The organism is Candidatus Methylomirabilota bacterium (assembly GCA_035709005.1).
In the GTDB taxonomy this organism is placed as follows: domain Bacteria; phylum Methylomirabilota; class Methylomirabilia; order Rokubacteriales; family CSP1-6; genus 40CM-4-69-5.
Genome location: DASTFB010000071.1, coordinates 79,476 through 96,098 on the forward strand (window position 1 = coordinate 79,476; position 16,623 = coordinate 96,098).

Consider the following 16,623-nt stretch of genomic DNA (forward strand, 5'->3'; position numbering starts at 1 on the left):
TGACCTTCGGTCGGGTAACCCTTCTGGGCCCAGCCCGGCAAGCCTTCGTCGAGAACCTTGTGGTTGCGCCAGCCGCGCGCATACACGATGTCGCTGGCCCCCCGGGCCAGCGCGTGGGGGCAGGTTCAATAGAAGACGACCAGCTGAGTCCGGGGGACCTCGCGGAGCCGCCCGGGCAGGGCGCGCAGCGGAATCGAGCGCGCGCCCTTGATGTGCAGCTGCTCATACTCGGGCGGCGTGCGCACGTCGACGATGGTCACGGCGGTGCCGCCGTCCACCAGCCGCTTCAACGCGTCCACCCCGATGAAGGCCACCGGGTAGTTGGGTGGGGCCGCCGGCGCGGCGGAGCCCAGGAGCAGGACGGCTATGACCACGAACGTCAGTAGGGCCCGCACCTCAGCCCCCGACGACGCGGGCCCGGCTGCGGATCGTGGGCCCGCCGTTGCCGAGCTTCTTGGTCTGCATCGGCTGGCCCTTGCCGCAATTGGGGATCGGATAGAGCAGGAAGTCCGAGCCCACCGCGTCCACGTTCATGAGGTAATCGCGGGTGTCGGCGGCGATGCCGCCATCGCGGTAGAGCCGGCCGAGCTGGCCGTTGCGGATCTCGTAGACCGTGCGGGCCGAGATCCGGAAATTCTCCCGACTCTCCGCGATCGAGGGCGTGCGGTGCCCGGCCAGGTAGAACCCCCGGTCCACTTCGGCCACGATGTCTCGGGGATCGCGGTCGCCGCCGGCGAAGACCGTGTTCGACATACGGACGAGGGGCACCAGGGCGGCGTCGGTGGCCTTGTAGTGACCGTTGGGCGCCCCTCCGAAGACCGCCGCCGTCTGCCGGCTGTTCATGAAGCCCGTGAAAATGCCGCGATCGATGTGCACGACGCGGCGGGCCGGCGTCCCCTCGTGATCGTAGCGGTAGTGACCGTAGCCGGGCAGTCCGGGATCGGAATACGCGGTCACCAGCGGTGAGGCCACCGGCTTGCCGAGCTGGTGCTCGTCCAGACTGCGCAGCAGCCAGGAGCGGCCGGCGTAGGCCGTCTCCATCTTGAGGGCCCGATCGAGCTCGACCGGGTGCCCGACGATCTCGTGGGAGACCAGGGTGTTGTAGTGAGGATCCGTGACGACGACCACCTCACGATCGGAGGTCGGCAGGACCGGCGCCTCGGCCAGCGCCGCGGCCTCGCGGGCCAGAGCCAGCACGAAGTCGCGGAGCGGCGGAAAGCGCATCATCGGCTCACCCACCCCGCCGGCCACGATCTCCCAGCCGCGCTGGTGCCCCATCACGTCGTAGAGGTCCTGGTTGACCGTACCGCTGCCGGCCACTACGGCGCACCCGCCTTGCGTCAGCGCGAACGCTTGATCGATCAGGGCGCCTTCCGTCGAGGCGAACAGCTCGCGGGAGAGCTGCGTGAGCACGCCCACGTAATTGTGGTGGATGCGGGCGTCGAGGGCCGCGACCTCCCGCGATAGCTCGGTGGCGAGGCGGACCATGTCGGCCAGGGGGACCGTTCGGGGGTCGACCTGATAGACCGCGGGCACGGTGTCCACGCACACGTCGGTCGCATGCAGCCGCGTGTTGGCCAGCGCCTCACCGAGGGCGCCGAACTTGCCCCGGGCATCCGCCTTCATCTCGGCGTTGAGGGTGGCGCGGCGCCAGGCCTGGCGAATCGCCTCGCGAATGATCTGGTCCAGGCGAGGCAGATCGCTGGCGCCCAGGCTCAGGCCGACGTAGCCGGCGGCGACCGCGCGGTCGCCGGCGAGGACGCGGACCCCCAGGGACAGCGCGTAGTCGTCGCCGGAGAAGCGGCTGGCCCCGTTCTCGGCGGCCGCCCCCTTGGCCTCCACGGCTTCCAGGCGCAGGTCGGCGTACGTGAGATGGGGAAGGCGACCGGCGGTGTCGCGGAGGACGTCACGGATCATCGGCTTGAGGCCCTCGATGACCTCGACCGAGACGCGCGTCACCGTCACGCCTCGCCTCCCAGGGGTTCCACGAGCACCTCCTCACCGGCGGCCACGTCGCCGCGTTCCTCCTCCAGCACGATGAGACAGTTGCCGGCGACCATCGAGCTCAGGATGCCCGATCCCTGCGGGCCGGTGGTTCGAACGCGCCACTCTCCGGCCTCGAAGCGGAGGATCCCGCGCTTGAACTCGCGACGACCCTGCTTCTTGCGCATGGGCTCCTGGGCGCGCGCCGACCACAACTCGGGCAGGATGCGGCGCCGACCGGCCAGGGCATAGAGGACGGGTCGCGCGAAGAGCAGGAAGGCCAGCATGGACGCCACCGGGTTTCCCGGCAGGCCGAAGAAGTGCGCCTGACCGATTCGGCCCACGGCCAGCGGGCGGCCCGGCTGCATGGCGACCTGCCAGAAGTCGATGCCGCCGATCTCGGCCAGGACCTCCTTGACGAGATCGTAGACGCCCACCGAGACCCCGCCCGAGGTGACGACGACGTGGGCGCTGGCGGCCGCCTGCCGCAGGCGCGCCTGCAGCTCGTCGCGGTGGTCGGGCACGATGCCGAGGTCGGTGACGACGGCCCCGCACTGCTCGGCCAGCGCCCGCAGCGTGAAGCGGTTGGCATCGTAGATCTGGCCCGGCTTGCGGGGGGTTCCCGGCTCGGCGACCTCGTCGCCGGTCGACAGCAGCGCCACGCGCGGACGCTGGGCCACCAGCACCTGGCTCAGCCCCAACGAGGCGAGCAGTCCGAGCTCCTGCGGGCGAAGGACGCTTCCCGACTCGATCACCACGCTGCCCGTCTGCACGTCCTCGCCACGGAACCGAACATTGGCCGCCTTGGCGATGGGCGGCACGCGGACGCGGTCGCCGACGCGCTCGACGTTCTCCTGCGGATAGACGGTGTCGGCGCCCGCGGGCATCGGCGCCCCCGTCATGATGCGGATGGCCTGGCCGGACCGCAGGGAGCCGGTGAACACGTCGCCGGCCTGCAGATCGCCCACGACGGTCAGCTCGCGGGTTCCGCTGGTCGGGAGGTCGGCGCTGGACACCGCGTACCCGTCGACGGCGGAGTTGTCGGTGGGCGGGACGTCGAAGGTGGCCCGCACGGCTTCCCACAGGACGCGACCGCGGGCGTCGGTGAGAGGCAGGAGCTCGGGAGCCGTGCGTTCTCTGACTCGGGCGAGGATGCGAGTTTGCCCATCCCCCACCGAAATCATGCCGTTATTATACACGTCGTGAACGGGCTGCCTTCCGGCCCCGCCCCGCCCGCCGGGTTCTGGATCCGCGCCGTCGCCCTCGTGATCGACATGCTGGTCTGGTCGCTGGTCCGACTCTCGCTGGATATCGTGGCGACCGGCCTCGGCGCCCAGGACGTCGACGACTCGCCCTTCTTCCAATCGACGCTCGGTTTCTTCAGCCTGTTCTTCACGGCGCTCTACACCACCGTGCTGCACGCCCTCGATGGGCAGACGCTGGGCAAGCTCGCCGTCGGTGTCCGGGTTGTCGGCGTGGACGGCGAGCGGCTGCCGTTCGGCGCGGCGCTGCTGCGCTGGTTCGCCCTGTTCCTCTCGCTGCTGCCGTTGGGGTTCGGCTTCATCATGGCCGGGCTTCGGCGCGACAAGCGCGCGCTGCACGATCTCATCGCTGGCAGCCGTGTCGAGCGCACCGGGACGCGCCGCCCCCGTGGCCCCGCCCCGGTGGAGGAGTCCACCGCCAGCACCCCCTGACCGACCTTGACAGGCGTTGCCTCCTGTCACTATCTTTGGGGCCACGGGATAGGGAGCAGGGTGTAGGTGCACCCTTAGCGCGCCGCTGTTCTAGGGCAGGAGGTTTCGGGGCATGCCCGCAAAGCTGTTCGTCGGCAACCTCTCCTTTCAGGCCACTGAAGAGGACCTCCGCGAGCTGTTCGCCCAGGCCGGAACCGTCGAAACCGTCCGTATCATCACGGATCAGTTCACCGGGCGGCCCCGGGGGTTTGGCTTCGTGGAGATGGCCACGAAGGAGGAAGCCACCAAAGCCATCGAGATGCTGAATGGCCGGCTCTTCCGTGACCGCAACCTCGTCGTCGACGAAGCCCGTCCCCAGCCTCAGCGGGGTCCCGGGGGGGGTGGCGGAGACCGCGGGGCGCGCGGTCCGCGGCCCGGAGGCGGCGGTCCTGGAGGCGGCTGGCGCCGCTGACCGGCAGGCCCCGGCCGTCGCGGGGCCGATTCAGAAGAGCGTGAGCTGCGCGGAGGGCTCCGGTTCCTCCGGGCCTGGCGGCCGGAGCCCCTCGTGGTCGATGAACGCGCGGAAGCGCTCCCAGATCTCCTGGAGTTTGGCCTGGTAAAACTCGGTATTTTCATCGGGGCGCGCCGGGTCCCAGGCGCTCAGCAATCGCGCGCACTCGTTGACGGCGACGCTTGCCCCGCGTCCGGCCACGTAGTACGACACCTGATCGCCGGGCTGCCAGGCCCGGCCCGAGCGCTCCGCCAGCTCGTAGGCCGCCGAGGGGCTGCGGGCGCCGGCCTGCAGGCGCTGCCGATAGACCTCCAGCGTCTCTCCCAGGGTCTCCGTCCGGGCGAAGAGCCGGGCGGGCACGCGCCGGGCTGCGAAATCGGCCATCCAGCGGTCCACCTCGGCCTTCACCTCCATCCGTCTCCCGGTGAGCAGCAGTCGCACGACCTGCTCGATCAGCTGCCGCTGAAAGGGCTCCAGGACGCGTGAACGGAAGGCCGAGCCGCGGAGGCTCACCCGGCCCTGCTCGTCGAGGAGCGCGTAGGTCTTGAGCTTGTAGCTCAACATCGCCCGGAACCGTCCGTCCAGCTCCACCTGGATCCCGGGCGGCAGCCCTTCGGTGATGCGATCGACGAGGCGATCGTCATCCGCGGGGCAGTGGGTTGCGGGTGGCACGAAGTACACGCCGTCGGTGTCGGCCTCCAGCACGGTGGCGCCCAGGACACCGAGTCCATCGATGAGCGCGCTCACGACAGCGCGGCCCTCGGTCGTGACCCGGTCGGCTGCGGCGTAGTCGTTGAAGTGGCCGCCGCCGAACGCCAGGTAGCCGTAGAAGGCGTTGATCAGCAGCTTGAAGGCCTGCTGCAGAGCGCTGAGGTGCGCGCGCTCGTGCTCGGGCGCCTCGCGGCTCAGACGCTTGGCCGCCACCCGGAACGTCCGCAGGCGTCCCAGCAGCTCCAGGAAGACTCCGAGCTCGTCGCCGGCGGGCGCGATGTTCCGGGCCAGCATGAGCGACGGGTAGAGCGAGGTGACATCCACGTGGAGCACCGGGCGGGCGACGCCCTGCTGGAACAGGGCGACCAGCGCTCCGCTCACCAGGGCGCCGGGCCGGGGCAGGGGAATCGCGTGCCGCCGATGCAGGTACTCGCGCAGCATGAGGGCGTCGATCTTGGCCGCCGGCCCGCGCAGCGTCGTCGACTGCAAGTCGAAGGGCACGACCTGAGCCTGCGCGAAGTACGGGGGGGCGAGAAGACTAGACACGCCAAGCGTCTCGATGGCGTCGTCGAGCGCGTAGGCCATGAGGCGGTCGGGATGCTGGTGGAACTCGCGAGAGATCGTCGCGGGGTCGACGTAGGTTCGATCCGGCGCGGCCACGCCCAGGTGACGGGCGATGTCCTTCAACCCGAACGAGGGCAGATCCCGTGTCGCGACGTCGTGTAGATGGGCCAGGATCCAGGTGTCCACGATGTGGCGTCCGGCCGCCTGGTAGCGCCGGTAGCCGAGGGCGCGCTCGGCGATCTGCAGGCGCGCGGGGCGGCCGGCCAGCGCACTGCCGTCGCGGCCCCAGGCCAGCGTCAACCCCCAGCGTCGGGCCCGCATCTCCAGATATTCGAGGTCGAAGCGGAAGATGTTGTGGCCCTCGATCACGTCGGGATCGCGCGCCCGGATCATCCGTCCGCATTCCTCCAGGAGATCGCGCTCCTCCATCCGATCGCCCCGGATGACGTGACGGAAGCCGCTGGTATCGGCGAGCGCGACGGCGATCACGCGATCCGTCGGCCGAAACGGGCTCGGAAAGTCGAAGCCGTCGCCGGTGAGCACCTCGATGTCGAGGGCCAGGCGCCGGAGGTCGGCGAAGCCGAGCCCGCCGAAGAACGTCCGCCCGCTCAGCAGCAGGTACTGATGCACGGGGTCGGGAAGAAAGCGATACGGCGCCGTCGGCGCGTTCGGAGCCAGCCCGGTCCGCTCGCGGCATACCTCCCGTGCGGCCAGGGCGTCGCTCCAGGTTCGCAGGCGCGCCAGCCACCGCAGACTTCCCGCCCCGGCCAGCCGTTCCACGCCGACCAGTCCGGCGGCGTCACGGACGAGATCCGGCTCGGCGATCAGCAGGAAGGGGGTGAAGGGCTCGGCTTCGGTGGTGAGGGCACCGTTCACGCGGCGCCAGACGCACATGGTGACACCGTCGGGATCGAGGCGACAGGCGACGATACCCCCGGTCGGATCCCACCCGAACAGGAGCGGCGTGCGTTCGAGCGTCAGCAGCGCGCGCCGTCCAGGATCGCGGCCCGCGCGCGAACGGCCTCGCTCACGTCACGCATTCTACCCGGGAGCCGTTGTATCCTCAACGCCATGCGGCGAGCCGCGGCGTGTGCGCTGGCGGTGCTCTCGCTGGCCGGCTGCGCCGCCCGGCCCGTTCATTTTCCCAACGCCACCCCGGCCGCGCCGCGCCAGGTCCCCGCCTGGCTGTGGCGCCCGGCCGGAGACGGTCCGTTCCCGGCGATGGTGCTGTTGCATGGCTGCCACGGCGTGTCGGCGTCCACGCAGGCGTGGGGCCGCTGGTTCCGCGACCGGGGCTACGTCGCGCTCGTGGTGGACAGTTGGGCGCCGCGAGGCATCGCCGACGGGTGCCTGCCGACCTCCCCCGACCTGCCAAGCTCCGAACGGTTCGACGACGCGATCGGCGCCGTGCGCTGGTTACAGGCGCGGCCCGACGTGGCCCGCGAGCGGATCGGCGTGGTGGGCTGGTCCAACGGCGGCGTGTTCGCCATGGCCCTCGTCAACGGGCCCAGCCTCGAGCGGGCCCGGCGCCGAGGAGTGGCCGTGCCCGAGCCCGGAGTCGCGGCGGCGGTGGCGTTCTATCCCGGGGGCTGCTATTCGCTGGTGCACGAGGTGGCCGTGCGGCCGCTGCTCGTCCTGCTGGGCGGCGCCGACGACTGGACGGTGCCCGGCCCGTGTCGGGAGATGGTCGATTCGATGAAGCGGCGTGGCGCCGACGTCTCCATCGTCCTCTACCCGGGCGCGGTCCACTACTTCGACGTCGAGGGCCAGGCGCGGGCCTACCTGGCGGAGGTCGCGAACCGCAACAAACCCGGCGAGTGTTGTGGGGCCACCGTCGGCTACGACGCCGTCGCCGACGCCGACGCCCATCGCCGTGTCGCCGAGTTCTTCGGCTATCATTTGATACGCGCAGGAGCGGGACGCTGATCGGGTGGGGGACGTGACGCCGCGGGTGTTTCCGGCGGGGCACGGGGGCGAAGCCCGGGGGCCCGTGCCCTGTTCAAAAGCCGCACTATGGATCTAGGACTCAAGGACAAGATCGCGCTGGTGACGGCGGCGAGCAAGGGGATGGGGCGCGCCTGCGCCCTGGGCTTCGCCGCCGAAGGGGCGAAGGTCATGATGTGCGCCCGGAACGAAGCCGAGCTACAGGCGGCCGCCGCGGACATCCGAACGCGGACCGGCGCCCAGGTGCAGGCGATGGTGGCCGACGTCACCAGGGCGGCGGACGTGAAGTCGCTGGCCGCCCACACCCGCGAGCGTTACGGCGGCGTCGACGTGCTGGTCGCCAACTGCGGTGGCCCCCCTCGAGGCGGGCTCACGGAGATGACGGACGAGCAGTGGTACGGCGCCTTCGATGTTTCGGTGCTTTCGGTCGTCCGGCTGATCCGCGAGGTCCTGCCCTCGATGCGCGAGCGGCAGTGGGGGCGCATCCTCACCATCCAGTCGGTCTCGGTCAAACAGCCGGTGGAGGGCTTGTTGCTGTCCAACGCCGTACGGCCCGGCGTGGCCGGGCTCGTCAAGAGCCTGGCGCCGGAGCTCGGCAAGGACAACATCACGATCAACGTGGTGTGTCCCGGCCGAATCATGACCGAGCGCTTTCTGAGTGGGGCGAAGCAAGCGGGGCTCCCCACCGACGCCTACGTGGCCCGGTCCAGCACCGAGATCCCCCTCCGGCGAATCGGCACGTCGGAGGAGTTCGCCAACGTGGTGGTCTTCCTGGCTTCCGAGCGGGCGTCGTACGTGACGGGCGTGGCCATCCAGGTCGACGGCGGACTCGTGCGCGGGCTCTTCTGACAGGCCGGCCGTGCTTGGCGGCCTGCGGGGCGCCCTCTCCCGGTTCTTTGCTCACGACGGGTTCTTTCTGGCGGCCGGCCTGGCGTTCTTCTTTCTGATCTGTCTGATTCCCCTCGTTCTCCTGGGTGTGTCGCTCGTCGGGTTCGTGCTGTCCACGGAACAGGCCGCCGAGGAGGTGGTGGGACAGCTGGCGCGGAACTTTCCCGTCTACAAGATCGAGATCACCCGGGTGCTGACGCGGATCGCCCAGACGCGCAACGTGTCCGGGCTGGTGGGGACGGCGATCCTGGTGCTGTTCTCCACCTCGCTCTTCGCCGCGACGCGGCTCGTTCTGCATCGGCTGCTCGGGGTGCGGGGTGGACGCGGCCTGGTGAGCAATCTCCTGGTGGACGCGGTCATGGTGCTGCTCCTCAGTGTGCTGCTGTTCGCCACCACGGTCGCGACGTGGCTCGCCCAGTGGTTCTACGAGCTGGTGCTCGAGCCCCGGGAGCTGCCGTTGGTCTGGGTGCAGACCCTGGGTATCGCCCTCAGCGTGGCCGTGTCGACGGCGATGTTCTATTTCGGTTACCGCTACGTGCCTGCGCGCCGGGTGCGCGCGGGGCCCGCCCTGGCCGGGGCGTTCTTCGCCGCGCTGTTGTGGGAGATCGCCAAGCAGCTCTTCCGCATCTATATCTTGCGAATCGGCCTCTACGCGCAGATCTACGGGGCGCTCACCGTGCTGGTGGCGTTCGTGATGTTCGTCTACTACTCGGCCGTCGTGTTCGTGTTCGGAGCGGCCTACGTGGCCGTCCTGGATGCCCGCAAGCGCTGAAACCGTCGTGGAATCCTGTGCTATTGTCTGCGGCGTTTCTCCAGCACAGGCCGGGGGGCGGACATGATCCTCAAGGACAAGGTGGCGGTGGTGACGGGAGCCGGCCGCGGCATCGGGCGAGAGATCGCCTTGCACCTGGCCCGGCTGGGCGCCCAGGTGGTGGTCAACGACTACGGCGGATCGGAAACGGGCCAGGGGGACTCGGGAAGCCCGGCTGACGAGGTAGTGGGCGCCATCAAGGCCGCCGGGGGACGGGCCGCCGCGAGCTACGACTCCGTGGCCACCATGGCCGGCGGCCAACGCATCGTCCAGACCGCCATCGACGCCTTCGGGCACGTCGACATCGTGGTCAACAACGCCGGTATCCTCCGCGATCGCATGGTCTTCAACATGAGCGAGGAGGAGTGGGACGCCGTCATCGACACGCACCTCAAGGGCACGTTCGCCGTGACCCGGGCGGCGGCGCCGTTCATGCGCGAGCGGCGGTCGGGCCGCTTCATCAACATGACCTCCACGTCGGGACTGGTGGGCAACGTCGGGCAGGCCAACTACGCCGCCGCCAAGATGGGGATCGTGGGCCTCACCAAGGTCGTGGCGCTCGACATGGCCCGTTACAACGTCACCGCCAACTGCATCTCGCCCTTCGCCTGGACGCGCATGATCGGAACGATCCCCACCGAGACGGAGGCGCAGCGCGCCCGCGTGGAGAAGATCAAGAAGCTCTCGCCGGCGCACATCGCGCCGGTCGTCGCCTTCCTGGCCTCCGACCACGCCAAGGACGTCACCGGCCAGGTGCTGGGAGTGCGTGGCAAGGAGATCATGCTGTTCGGCCCCATGCGCCCGGTGATGCGCATCCACCACGCCGAAGGCTGGACGGTGGAGCGCCTGGCCGAGATGTTTTCCGGCACCCTCCAGCACCACCTGGCGCCTCTGGACACGTCCGCGCAGTACTTCAACTACGACCCGCTTGTCTAGGCAAGCCAGCGCCGGGCTAAGTCGCCCGCACTAGTTATTGCCGGGGACCGGGCGACCGCGGCATCGGGTGTCGCCGTGCGTGCACATGTGCAATTCTCACAAGGGAGAGGAAATTTACTTCCACTTCTCGGCACTCCATGCAACAATCCACCGACGTAAGAAATGCAGTTTCTGACGCGCCGCCTACAGTATCTCGCGCTGATCACGCTCGTTGCCGTGTCCGGCTGCGGCAGCGGGCGCCTGGTGGTGCCGGTGTCGATCGAGACGGGAACGCTGGCCCTACCCAGTGATGCGCGCGAGCTCATCGATCCCGAGCGCGCCGTGCGCGGCATCGCCGCCATCCTCCGCCACGATCTCGAGCTTCCGGTGCCCGAACAGGTCACGGTGTACGTCTACGGCTCACGAAAGGTCTTCGAGCGAGGCCTCATCCAGGATGCCCACGTCTCTCCTCTGCGGGCGGCCGAGCTCAGCGACTTCGCCATCGGGGTGGGCAAGCGGCGTCAGCTGCTGCTCAATGACGAGGGCGCGGACCGCCAAGGCCGCGAGTGGCTACGCCTGATCGCGCACGAGATGGCCCACGTCTGCCAGATCGAGCTGGCCGAAGGCGAGGGGCGCGCCGACCAGTGGCTGGCCGAGGGCATGGCCGAATGGGTCGCCTTCGCCGTGCTGGAGCGGTTGGGGCTCGATGCGATGAGCAAGCGCCGCGTCGCCGCCCGGCTGGGCGTGCGCAGCCACGCCGCGCTGGCCGCCGCCCGCCTGGATCTGGAGACGCTCGGCTCCCCTCGCGGCTTCACCCTGCGCCACCGCCGTGAGGGCTCGCTGCCGACATACCAGTTGGCGTACTTGATGGCCGACTATCTGATCCAGCGCGAGGGGTTCAACCGGGTGACCGCCTACTTCCGCGCGTTCAGCCGGAACCAGGACCGCCGGGCGAACTTCGAGCAGGCGTTCGGGCAGCGGCTGGAGGAATTCGAGAGCGAGGTTCTCGCCCACCTCCGCTCCGTTGTGCACTGATCGGCATCGCCGGTTCCCCGTCCGCCTCGTCGCCTCCGTCCTGATCCTGGGCCTCGGCGCACCCGTCGCCGCGGCCGCCGAGCCCCTGCTGGTGGCAGTCGGTGACGTGACCTCGTCGACGGCGGTGCTGTGGGCGCGCGGCGTGGCCGACGGTGGGGTCACCGCCGCGTACGGCCCCGCGGGCGTGGGACCGGCGAGCACCGTCGAGCTCGACGTGAGGCGGGCCGGGGACTGGACGGCGAAGACGCGCCTGTCGGGCCTGCGTCCGGCCACGCGCTACCGCTATCGTGTCCGCGCCGGTGCCGCCGAGGTCGGCGGCGAGTTCGTCACGGCGCCGCCGGACGATTCGCCCATACCGGTCCGGTTCGTGTGGAGCGGCGATCTCGGTGGCGGTGGGGTCTGTCGGCCGCGCGAAGGCAGCCACCCGATCTTCGACGCCATGGCGAGGCGCCGCCCGGACTTCTTCCTGTTCGTGGGGGATACGATCTACGCGGACCATCTGTGCCGGGGGCCGGCCGTCGCGCGGGGCGCCAACTTCCGGGCGACGACGCTGGCCGGGTTTCGGGCCAAGCACCGCTATTACCGGGGTGATCCCGGCATGGTCAGATTGTTGAGGCGAACCTCGGTATCGGCCATCTGGGACGACCACGAGGTGCGTAATGACTTCGATCACAGCGACCCGCTCATGCCGGCGGGGCGCCAGGCCTTCCTGGACTACTGGCCGATCCTGCCGCCTGCCGGCGAGCCCACGCGGCTTCATCGCGCGCTGCGGTGGGGTGGGCTACTGGAAGTGTTCGTCCTCGACACTCGCCAGTACCGCAGCGCCAACCGTGAGCCGGACGGTCCGGGCAAGACCATGCTGGGTGACGCCCAGCGGCGGTGGCTCATCGACCAGGTGAGCGCCTCGTCGGCTGTCTGGAAGGTCGTCGTCAGCAGCGTGTCGCTGTCGGTGCCGACCGGCCGCACCCACCGCGACTCCTGGTCCAACGCCAGCGTGCGGGGCGTTCCCGAAGCCGATTCGACCGGGTTCGCCGTGGAGCGCGACGCCATCATACACACCTTCCGCCAGCGCGGTGTGCGCAACCTGGTTGTCCTCACCGCCGACCTTCACCACGCCGAGGTCATCAGGCACCGCCCGGCGCCGGAGTTCAGGTTCCACGAGTTCATCGCCGGGCCACTGGCCGCCTCGCAGGGACGCCCACGGCCGCTGGATGCCGCGCTGAATCCGCACTCGTTGTTCGGCCGGGGCCGCGTCAACAACTTCGGGGAGATCGCCATCGAGCCGGGCGTCCTCACCGTTCGAATCGTCGATGAGACCGGCCGAGAGCTGTTCACACACAGGATCCACGCGGATTGAGGAGCCGACCATGATCGAGCTGACGCTGGAGATGGCAGAGCGAGCGGTTCGGGCGGCTCAGGCCAAGGCCCAGGCCCTGGGCACGCCGATGACGGTCACCGTCGTCGACGAGGCCGGACGTCTCGTTCTGAGCGCGCGCGGCGATGGCACCGGGTTCTTCACACCGGAGACGTCGCGGGCGAAAGCCGTGGCGGCGGCGGCCTTTCGGCGCCCGACCGCCGAGATGGCTGCGCAGGGGGCCAAGGGCTGGGGTTTCTGGCAGGCCATGCCCGTCATCGTGCAGGGGCAGCTTTTGCCCACGCTCGGGGGAGCGCCGATCGCGAGGAACGGGCGGGTGATCGGTGGCATCGGCTGCGGCGGCGGTACCGGCGAGCAGGATCAGGAGTGCGCGGAGGCCGGCGCCCGGGTGCTCAGCGCCTGACGAGACGGCGTGGGACCAGCCCCGTGGACCATGCCGCCAAGCCAGCGACACTGAGGGCGACACCGGTGAGCTCGGCCCAGCCGGCGCCATAGAGGAGCGTCACCGGGCCGCTGCCCGGCGCCAGCCGAACCTCGAGGTCCCAGAGCGGTCCGCGCCGCGTTTGCAGGGCGACTCCGTCTCGTTCGGCGCGCCAGAGTGGATAGTAACTGGTGCGGGCGGACACCCACTCCTCGGCTCGTCCCTGGGGCCTGATCTCCCAGCGGCCGGGACCCACCCCGATCGGTACATCGATGGCCCGGCGCTGCCACAGCAGAAACGGCCCGACCTGCTCTCGTCGTATCAGCCCGGCGTCCAGGCCGGCCAGGCGTGGGATGTCCTCGTCGAGGCCGACTACCACGCTGACGCCGAGGCGGTCGCCGTACGCCTCGATAGCCGGCGCATCCAGCGCGTCCAGCGGCCGCCCGAACAGCGTTCGCCCATCCAGTTGCTCGGCCAGCGCGGTGATCGGCCGGCGCCCGGGGTCGCCCCGATAGACGAGGGCCGCGATCGGAGAAGGGTGAGTGAAGGTGCCGTGCACGATGCCGCGCTCCGTGTGAAGCGGAGTGAGCGCGGTGACATGAGTGTGAGGCCGCCACCAGTCGGATCCGTAAACCAGGGGCACGGCGGAGCGCAGGAACAGCACCCGCCCTGGGGGAGCCTCGCGCAGCGCCGCCCACAACCCGTTCAGGCGGAGGCCCTGCTCGACGGCGTGCAGCGACGGCCACTGGCCGGGCTGCGGCCAGAGCGTCAGTGCCGCGCCGGGCAGGGACAGAACGCCGGCGAGGGCGACGGCGCCGAGGCCGAGCAGCGCGGGCGGCGCGCGGCGGCTGGCGGCCAGGCGCTCGAGGAGCCGTGCCGTCGACGAGCCGGCGGCGAGGACGACCCCGAGCCAAGCGCCATCGGCGATCCGATCGGCCGGCAGCCAGCGCAGCCCCGCCGCGTCGACCACGACGGACTGGACGATCACGACGGCCATCATGACCCACGGCCAGCGGCTCACCATCGCCCCGAGCGGCGAGCGGGCGAGCCAGGGCGCCACCGCCGCGAGCAGCAGGAGGACAGCCAGGAGCGGCGTCGACATGAGGGTGTCGAGCGGCGCCAGTCGTCCCCAGGCCAGGGCCCGCGCGTACGAGAGACGGGCGAGCAGGGGAAACGCCCAGAACCCGCTGAGCAGCGCGGCCACGGCCAGCACGAGGGCGGCTGTCCCCAGTCGCCGAAGCCGGGGCGCCGCGCCGACGAGCGCGCTGAGAACGAGCAGGACGACCGCCGTCGGCGCATGAGCGGGGTGCACGAGCACGATGGCGGCGATCAGCGGCGCCGACGCCGGATTGATGCGGTCCCCCCGGGACCAACCAGCCAGGGCCAGCGCGAGGAGTGGGAGCAGCGCCCAGCCCAGACGGGCCGGCAGCATGCCGATGTGGATGCCGCCTTCGACGCCGGACAGCACGCCCGCCGACAGCGTGAGGGCCACGAAGGCGCCGGGCAGAGCGAGCCAGGCATTGCCGGCGAGCCGCGCGAGAAGGAGTAGCGAGGTCACGCCGGGCGCCAGGTACGCGATCCAGAGGAGGACGCGGTAGGCGCCGGTGACGGTGAGGAGGCCGAAGGAGGCGTGGTGCAGGACGGCGCCGACGTAGAAGTAGCCCGGTGGGTAGAACTGGAGCTCGGGGTAGCCCGCCCACCAGTCGGGGTTCCACCGCCAGGGCGCCAGGCCGCGGGTGATCACGTGCCACAACCGGTAGAGCTGGCCGGGATGATCGTCGAACGCCGGAACCTCGAGGCCGAAGGCGGTCGCGGCGAACGCCACGCCGTACGCGACGAGGAGCAGGGGCGCGGCCAGGCGGGCGACGACCACGGAGGGGGATGATACTGCATTGACTTCCTGCGCGGTTCGTTGTTAAGTGTTCGAAATGTCTTGCTGTCGGTGCAGTACAACGCGGGGCTCAATTCCCCTACCGATGGAGACGCGCTCATGCAGAAGTTGAAAGGTCTGCGCTGCCGCGAGTGCGGACGCGGCTATGCCTCGGCACCGCTTCACGTCTGCGAGTTCTGCTTCGGTCCTCTCGAGGTCGACTACCGCTACGAGGCGCTCAAAGGCGTCGTCACCCGCGATTCCATCGCCGCCGGTCCGCCCAGCATGTGGCGGTACCGCGATCTGCTCCCGATCGAGGGGCCGGAAGCGGTCGGTCACCACGTCGGATTCACGCCGCTGGTCCGTGCCCGCAACCTGGCCGATGAGCTGGGCTGTCGAGAGATCTGGGTGAAGAACGACTCGGTCTGTCACCCCACCTGGTCCTTCAAGGACCGTGTGGTGGCGGTCGCCGTCACCAAGGCCGCCGAGTTCGGCTTCGACACCGTGGCCTGCGCCTCCACGGGGAACCTGGCCAACTCGGTGGCCGCCCACGCCGCCGAGGCGCGGCTCAAGTCCTACATCTTCATCCCCGCCGATCTCGAGCAGGGCAAGATCCTGGCCACGCTGGTCTACCAGCCCACGCTGGTCGCCGTGGAGGGGACCTACGACGAGGTGAACCGGCTCTGCTCGGAGATCGCCGACAAGTACCGGTGGGCCTTCGTCAACGTGAACTTCCGCCCATACTACTCGGAGGGCTCGAAGTCGTTCGGGTTCGAGATCCTCGAGCAGCTGGGCTGGCGCGCGCCCGAGCACATCGTGGTGCCCTGCGCCGGCGGCTCGTTGATCACGAAGATCGCCAAGGCCATCAAGGAGCTGAAGACGCTGGGCCTCGTGGACGGCCCGGTGCACACCCGGATGCACGCGGCCCAGGCGGCGGGCTGCGGTCCTATCGTCACCATGATCAAGAACGACACGGACGTGCTCAAGCCGGTACGTCCCAATACGATCGCCAAGTCGCTGGCCATCGGCAACCCGGCGGACGGGTTCTACGCGTATCGGACGGTGAAGGACTCCGGTGGCTACGGCGAGCATGTCAGCGACGAGGAGATCGTCGAAGGTATGCTGTTGCTGGCCCGGACGGAGGGCATCTTCACCGAGACGGCCGGTGGCGTCACGGTAGCCGCCACCCGCAAGCTGATCGAGACGGGCGTGATCCGCCCCGACCAGTCGATCGTGGTGTGCATCACCGGCAATGGCCTCAAGACGCCGGATCCGCTCTACGATCGCCTGCAGACCGACGTGAAGATCCGGCCGACGCTCTCGGCGTTCGACCGGGCGTTGGCCGAGCTCAAGTCCTCGGACACCTAGGAGGAACGCGGATGCCCGTGCTGGTACGGATTCCCACACCGCTGAGGTCGATCACGAAGGGCAGCGCCGAGGTCCGGGCCGAGGGTGCAACCGTGGCTCAGGTGGTCGACGATCTCGAGCGGCAGTTTCCCGGTCTGCGCGAGCGCCTGGTGGACGAGCACGGAGAGCTGAGACGCTTCGTGAACATCTACGTGAACGAAGAGGACGTGCGGTTCGTCCAGGGCAAGACGACGGTCCTGAAGGACGGTGACACCGTCTCCATCGTCCCCGCCATCGCCGGAGGGCGCTGAGCCGTTGCGCTGATGGCCCGGACGCGCGTACGCCTCACCTTTCCGGCCAGCCTCGTCCAGGAGCCGATCCTGTATCGCCTGGTGAAGAACTTCGACATCCTGATCAACATCCGGCGGGCCGAAGTGAAGGTCGATCACGGGTGGGTAGCCCTGGAGATGGAAGCTGATCAGGAGACGCTGGACCGGGGCGTGGCCTGGCTCAGGCAGCGCGGCGTGCAGGTCGATCCCATCGAGCGGGACGTCATCGTTCCCTGAGCCGGACGC

17 protein-coding genes are annotated in these 16,623 nt (G+C 69.9%); 12 read left to right on the top strand and 5 right to left on the bottom strand.

Features of this window, described 5'->3' with window-relative positions:
- Positions 1-125: 125 nt before the first annotated feature.
- The 3 genes from VFR64_11440 to glp are packed head-to-tail and all read right to left on the bottom strand — an operon-like array spanning position 126 to position 3,167.
- Positions 126-395, bottom strand: coding sequence for a rhodanese-like domain-containing protein (locus VFR64_11440; protein ID HET9490355.1), 270 nt, complete (start codon positions 393-395; stop codon positions 126-128).
- Between the two features lies 1 nt (position 396).
- Entirely contained in the window at positions 397-1,965 is a 1,569-nt protein-coding gene (locus VFR64_11445) for a TldD/PmbA family protein (protein HET9490356.1), read from the bottom strand.
- Positions 1,962-3,167 carry a gephyrin-like molybdotransferase Glp gene (gene glp / locus VFR64_11450; GenBank protein HET9490357.1) on the bottom strand — a complete coding sequence of 402 codons (1,206 nt, stop codon included), beginning with the start codon at positions 3,165-3,167 and terminating at the stop codon, positions 1,962-1,964. Before glp ends, VFR64_11445 begins: the two co-directional genes overlap by 4 nt.
- Before the next feature lie 18 nt (positions 3,168-3,185).
- On the opposite strand from glp, the gene VFR64_11455 reads away from it, so the two are divergent.
- Both VFR64_11455 and VFR64_11460 read left to right on the top strand, forming a co-directional pair.
- A complete protein-coding gene (locus VFR64_11455) occupies positions 3,186-3,677 on the top strand; it encodes an RDD family protein (GenBank protein HET9490358.1) in 492 nt (163 codons plus the stop codon).
- 112 nt (positions 3,678-3,789) lie between these two features.
- A complete protein-coding gene (locus VFR64_11460) occupies positions 3,790-4,128 on the top strand; it encodes an RNA-binding protein (GenBank protein HET9490359.1) in 339 nt (112 codons plus the stop codon).
- Between the two features lie 30 nt (positions 4,129-4,158).
- Here the strand turns inward: VFR64_11460 and VFR64_11465 are convergent, their stop codons facing one another.
- Positions 4,159-6,336, bottom strand: coding sequence for a DNA polymerase domain-containing protein (locus VFR64_11465; protein ID HET9490360.1), 2,178 nt, complete (start codon positions 6,334-6,336; stop codon positions 4,159-4,161).
- Positions 6,337-6,513: 177 nt separating this feature from the next.
- On the opposite strand from VFR64_11465, the gene VFR64_11470 reads away from it, so the two are divergent.
- The 7 genes from VFR64_11470 (at position 6,514) to VFR64_11500 (ending at position 12,813) form a co-directional block, all read left to right on the top strand.
- Positions 6,514-7,368 (top strand): dienelactone hydrolase family protein, encoded by an 855-nt coding sequence (locus VFR64_11470; protein HET9490361.1) that lies wholly within the window; start codon positions 6,514-6,516, stop codon positions 7,366-7,368.
- Between the two features lie 87 nt (positions 7,369-7,455).
- On the top strand, positions 7,456-8,235 hold the full coding sequence (locus tag VFR64_11475) for an SDR family oxidoreductase (GenBank protein HET9490362.1): 780 nt from the start codon (positions 7,456-7,458) through the stop codon (positions 8,233-8,235).
- A gap of 10 nt (positions 8,236-8,245) precedes the next feature.
- Positions 8,246-9,046 carry a YihY/virulence factor BrkB family protein gene (locus VFR64_11480; GenBank protein ID HET9490363.1) on the top strand — a complete coding sequence of 267 codons (801 nt, stop codon included), beginning with the start codon at positions 8,246-8,248 and terminating at the stop codon, positions 9,044-9,046.
- 63 nt (positions 9,047-9,109) lie between these two features.
- Complete coding sequence (locus tag VFR64_11485; protein HET9490364.1) at positions 9,110-10,021, top strand: SDR family NAD(P)-dependent oxidoreductase; 912 nt, start codon at positions 9,110-9,112, stop codon at positions 10,019-10,021.
- A 162-nt stretch (positions 10,022-10,183) separates the two neighbouring features.
- On the top strand, positions 10,184-11,035 hold the full coding sequence (locus tag VFR64_11490) for a hypothetical protein (protein ID HET9490365.1): 852 nt from the start codon (positions 10,184-10,186) through the stop codon (positions 11,033-11,035).
- A gap of 91 nt (positions 11,036-11,126) precedes the next feature.
- Complete coding sequence (locus tag VFR64_11495; protein ID HET9490366.1) at positions 11,127-12,392, top strand: alkaline phosphatase D family protein; 1,266 nt, start codon at positions 11,127-11,129, stop codon at positions 12,390-12,392.
- 10 nt (positions 12,393-12,402) lie between these two features.
- Entirely contained in the window at positions 12,403-12,813 is a 411-nt protein-coding gene (locus VFR64_11500; GenBank protein HET9490367.1) for a heme-binding protein, read from the top strand.
- Here VFR64_11500 and VFR64_11505 read toward each other — a convergent pair.
- Positions 12,803-14,704: a hypothetical protein gene (locus VFR64_11505; protein HET9490368.1), complete on the bottom strand. Its 1,902-nt coding sequence runs from the start codon at positions 14,702-14,704 to the stop codon at positions 12,803-12,805. The two genes, VFR64_11500 and VFR64_11505, sit on opposite strands and share 11 nt — an antisense overlap.
- Positions 14,705-14,821: 117 nt before the next feature.
- On the opposite strand from VFR64_11505, the gene thrC reads away from it, so the two are divergent.
- From thrC to VFR64_11520, 3 genes are read left to right on the top strand one after another with little or no spacing between them, the layout of a single operon-like run.
- Entirely contained in the window at positions 14,822-16,069 is a 1,248-nt protein-coding gene (gene thrC / locus VFR64_11510; protein HET9490369.1) for a threonine synthase, read from the top strand.
- A gap of 11 nt (positions 16,070-16,080) precedes the next feature.
- The gene (locus tag VFR64_11515) at positions 16,081-16,359 is read left to right on the top strand and encodes a ubiquitin-like small modifier protein 1 (GenBank protein ID HET9490370.1); all 279 of its coding nucleotides are present in this window, start codon (positions 16,081-16,083) and stop codon (positions 16,357-16,359) included.
- Positions 16,360-16,371: 12 nt separating this feature from the next.
- Complete coding sequence (locus tag VFR64_11520) at positions 16,372-16,614, top strand: NIL domain-containing protein (GenBank protein ID HET9490371.1); 243 nt, start codon at positions 16,372-16,374, stop codon at positions 16,612-16,614.
- Positions 16,615-16,623: the final 9 nt, after the last annotated feature.

Coding starts and splice junctions, on each gene's coding strand:
- glp (HET9490357.1), bottom strand. CDS start 3,167: ATGATTTCGGTGGGGGATGGGCAAACTCGCATCCTCGCCCGAGTCAGA.
- VFR64_11460 (HET9490359.1), top strand. CDS start 3,790: ATGCCCGCAAAGCTGTTCGTCGGCAACCTCTCCTTTCAGGCCACTGAA.
- VFR64_11465 (HET9490360.1), bottom strand. CDS start 6,336: ATGTGCGTCTGGCGCCGCGTGAACGGTGCCCTCACCACCGAAGCCGAG.
- VFR64_11470 (HET9490361.1), top strand. CDS start 6,514: ATGCGGCGAGCCGCGGCGTGTGCGCTGGCGGTGCTCTCGCTGGCCGGC.
- VFR64_11475 (HET9490362.1), top strand. CDS start 7,456: ATGGATCTAGGACTCAAGGACAAGATCGCGCTGGTGACGGCGGCGAGC.
- VFR64_11485 (HET9490364.1), top strand. CDS start 9,110: ATGATCCTCAAGGACAAGGTGGCGGTGGTGACGGGAGCCGGCCGCGGC.
- VFR64_11490 (HET9490365.1), top strand. CDS start 10,184: ATGCAGTTTCTGACGCGCCGCCTACAGTATCTCGCGCTGATCACGCTC.
- VFR64_11500 (HET9490367.1), top strand. CDS start 12,403: ATGATCGAGCTGACGCTGGAGATGGCAGAGCGAGCGGTTCGGGCGGCT.
- thrC (HET9490369.1), top strand. CDS start 14,822: ATGCAGAAGTTGAAAGGTCTGCGCTGCCGCGAGTGCGGACGCGGCTAT.
- VFR64_11515 (HET9490370.1), top strand. CDS start 16,081: ATGCCCGTGCTGGTACGGATTCCCACACCGCTGAGGTCGATCACGAAG.
- VFR64_11520 (HET9490371.1), top strand. CDS start 16,372: ATGGCCCGGACGCGCGTACGCCTCACCTTTCCGGCCAGCCTCGTCCAG.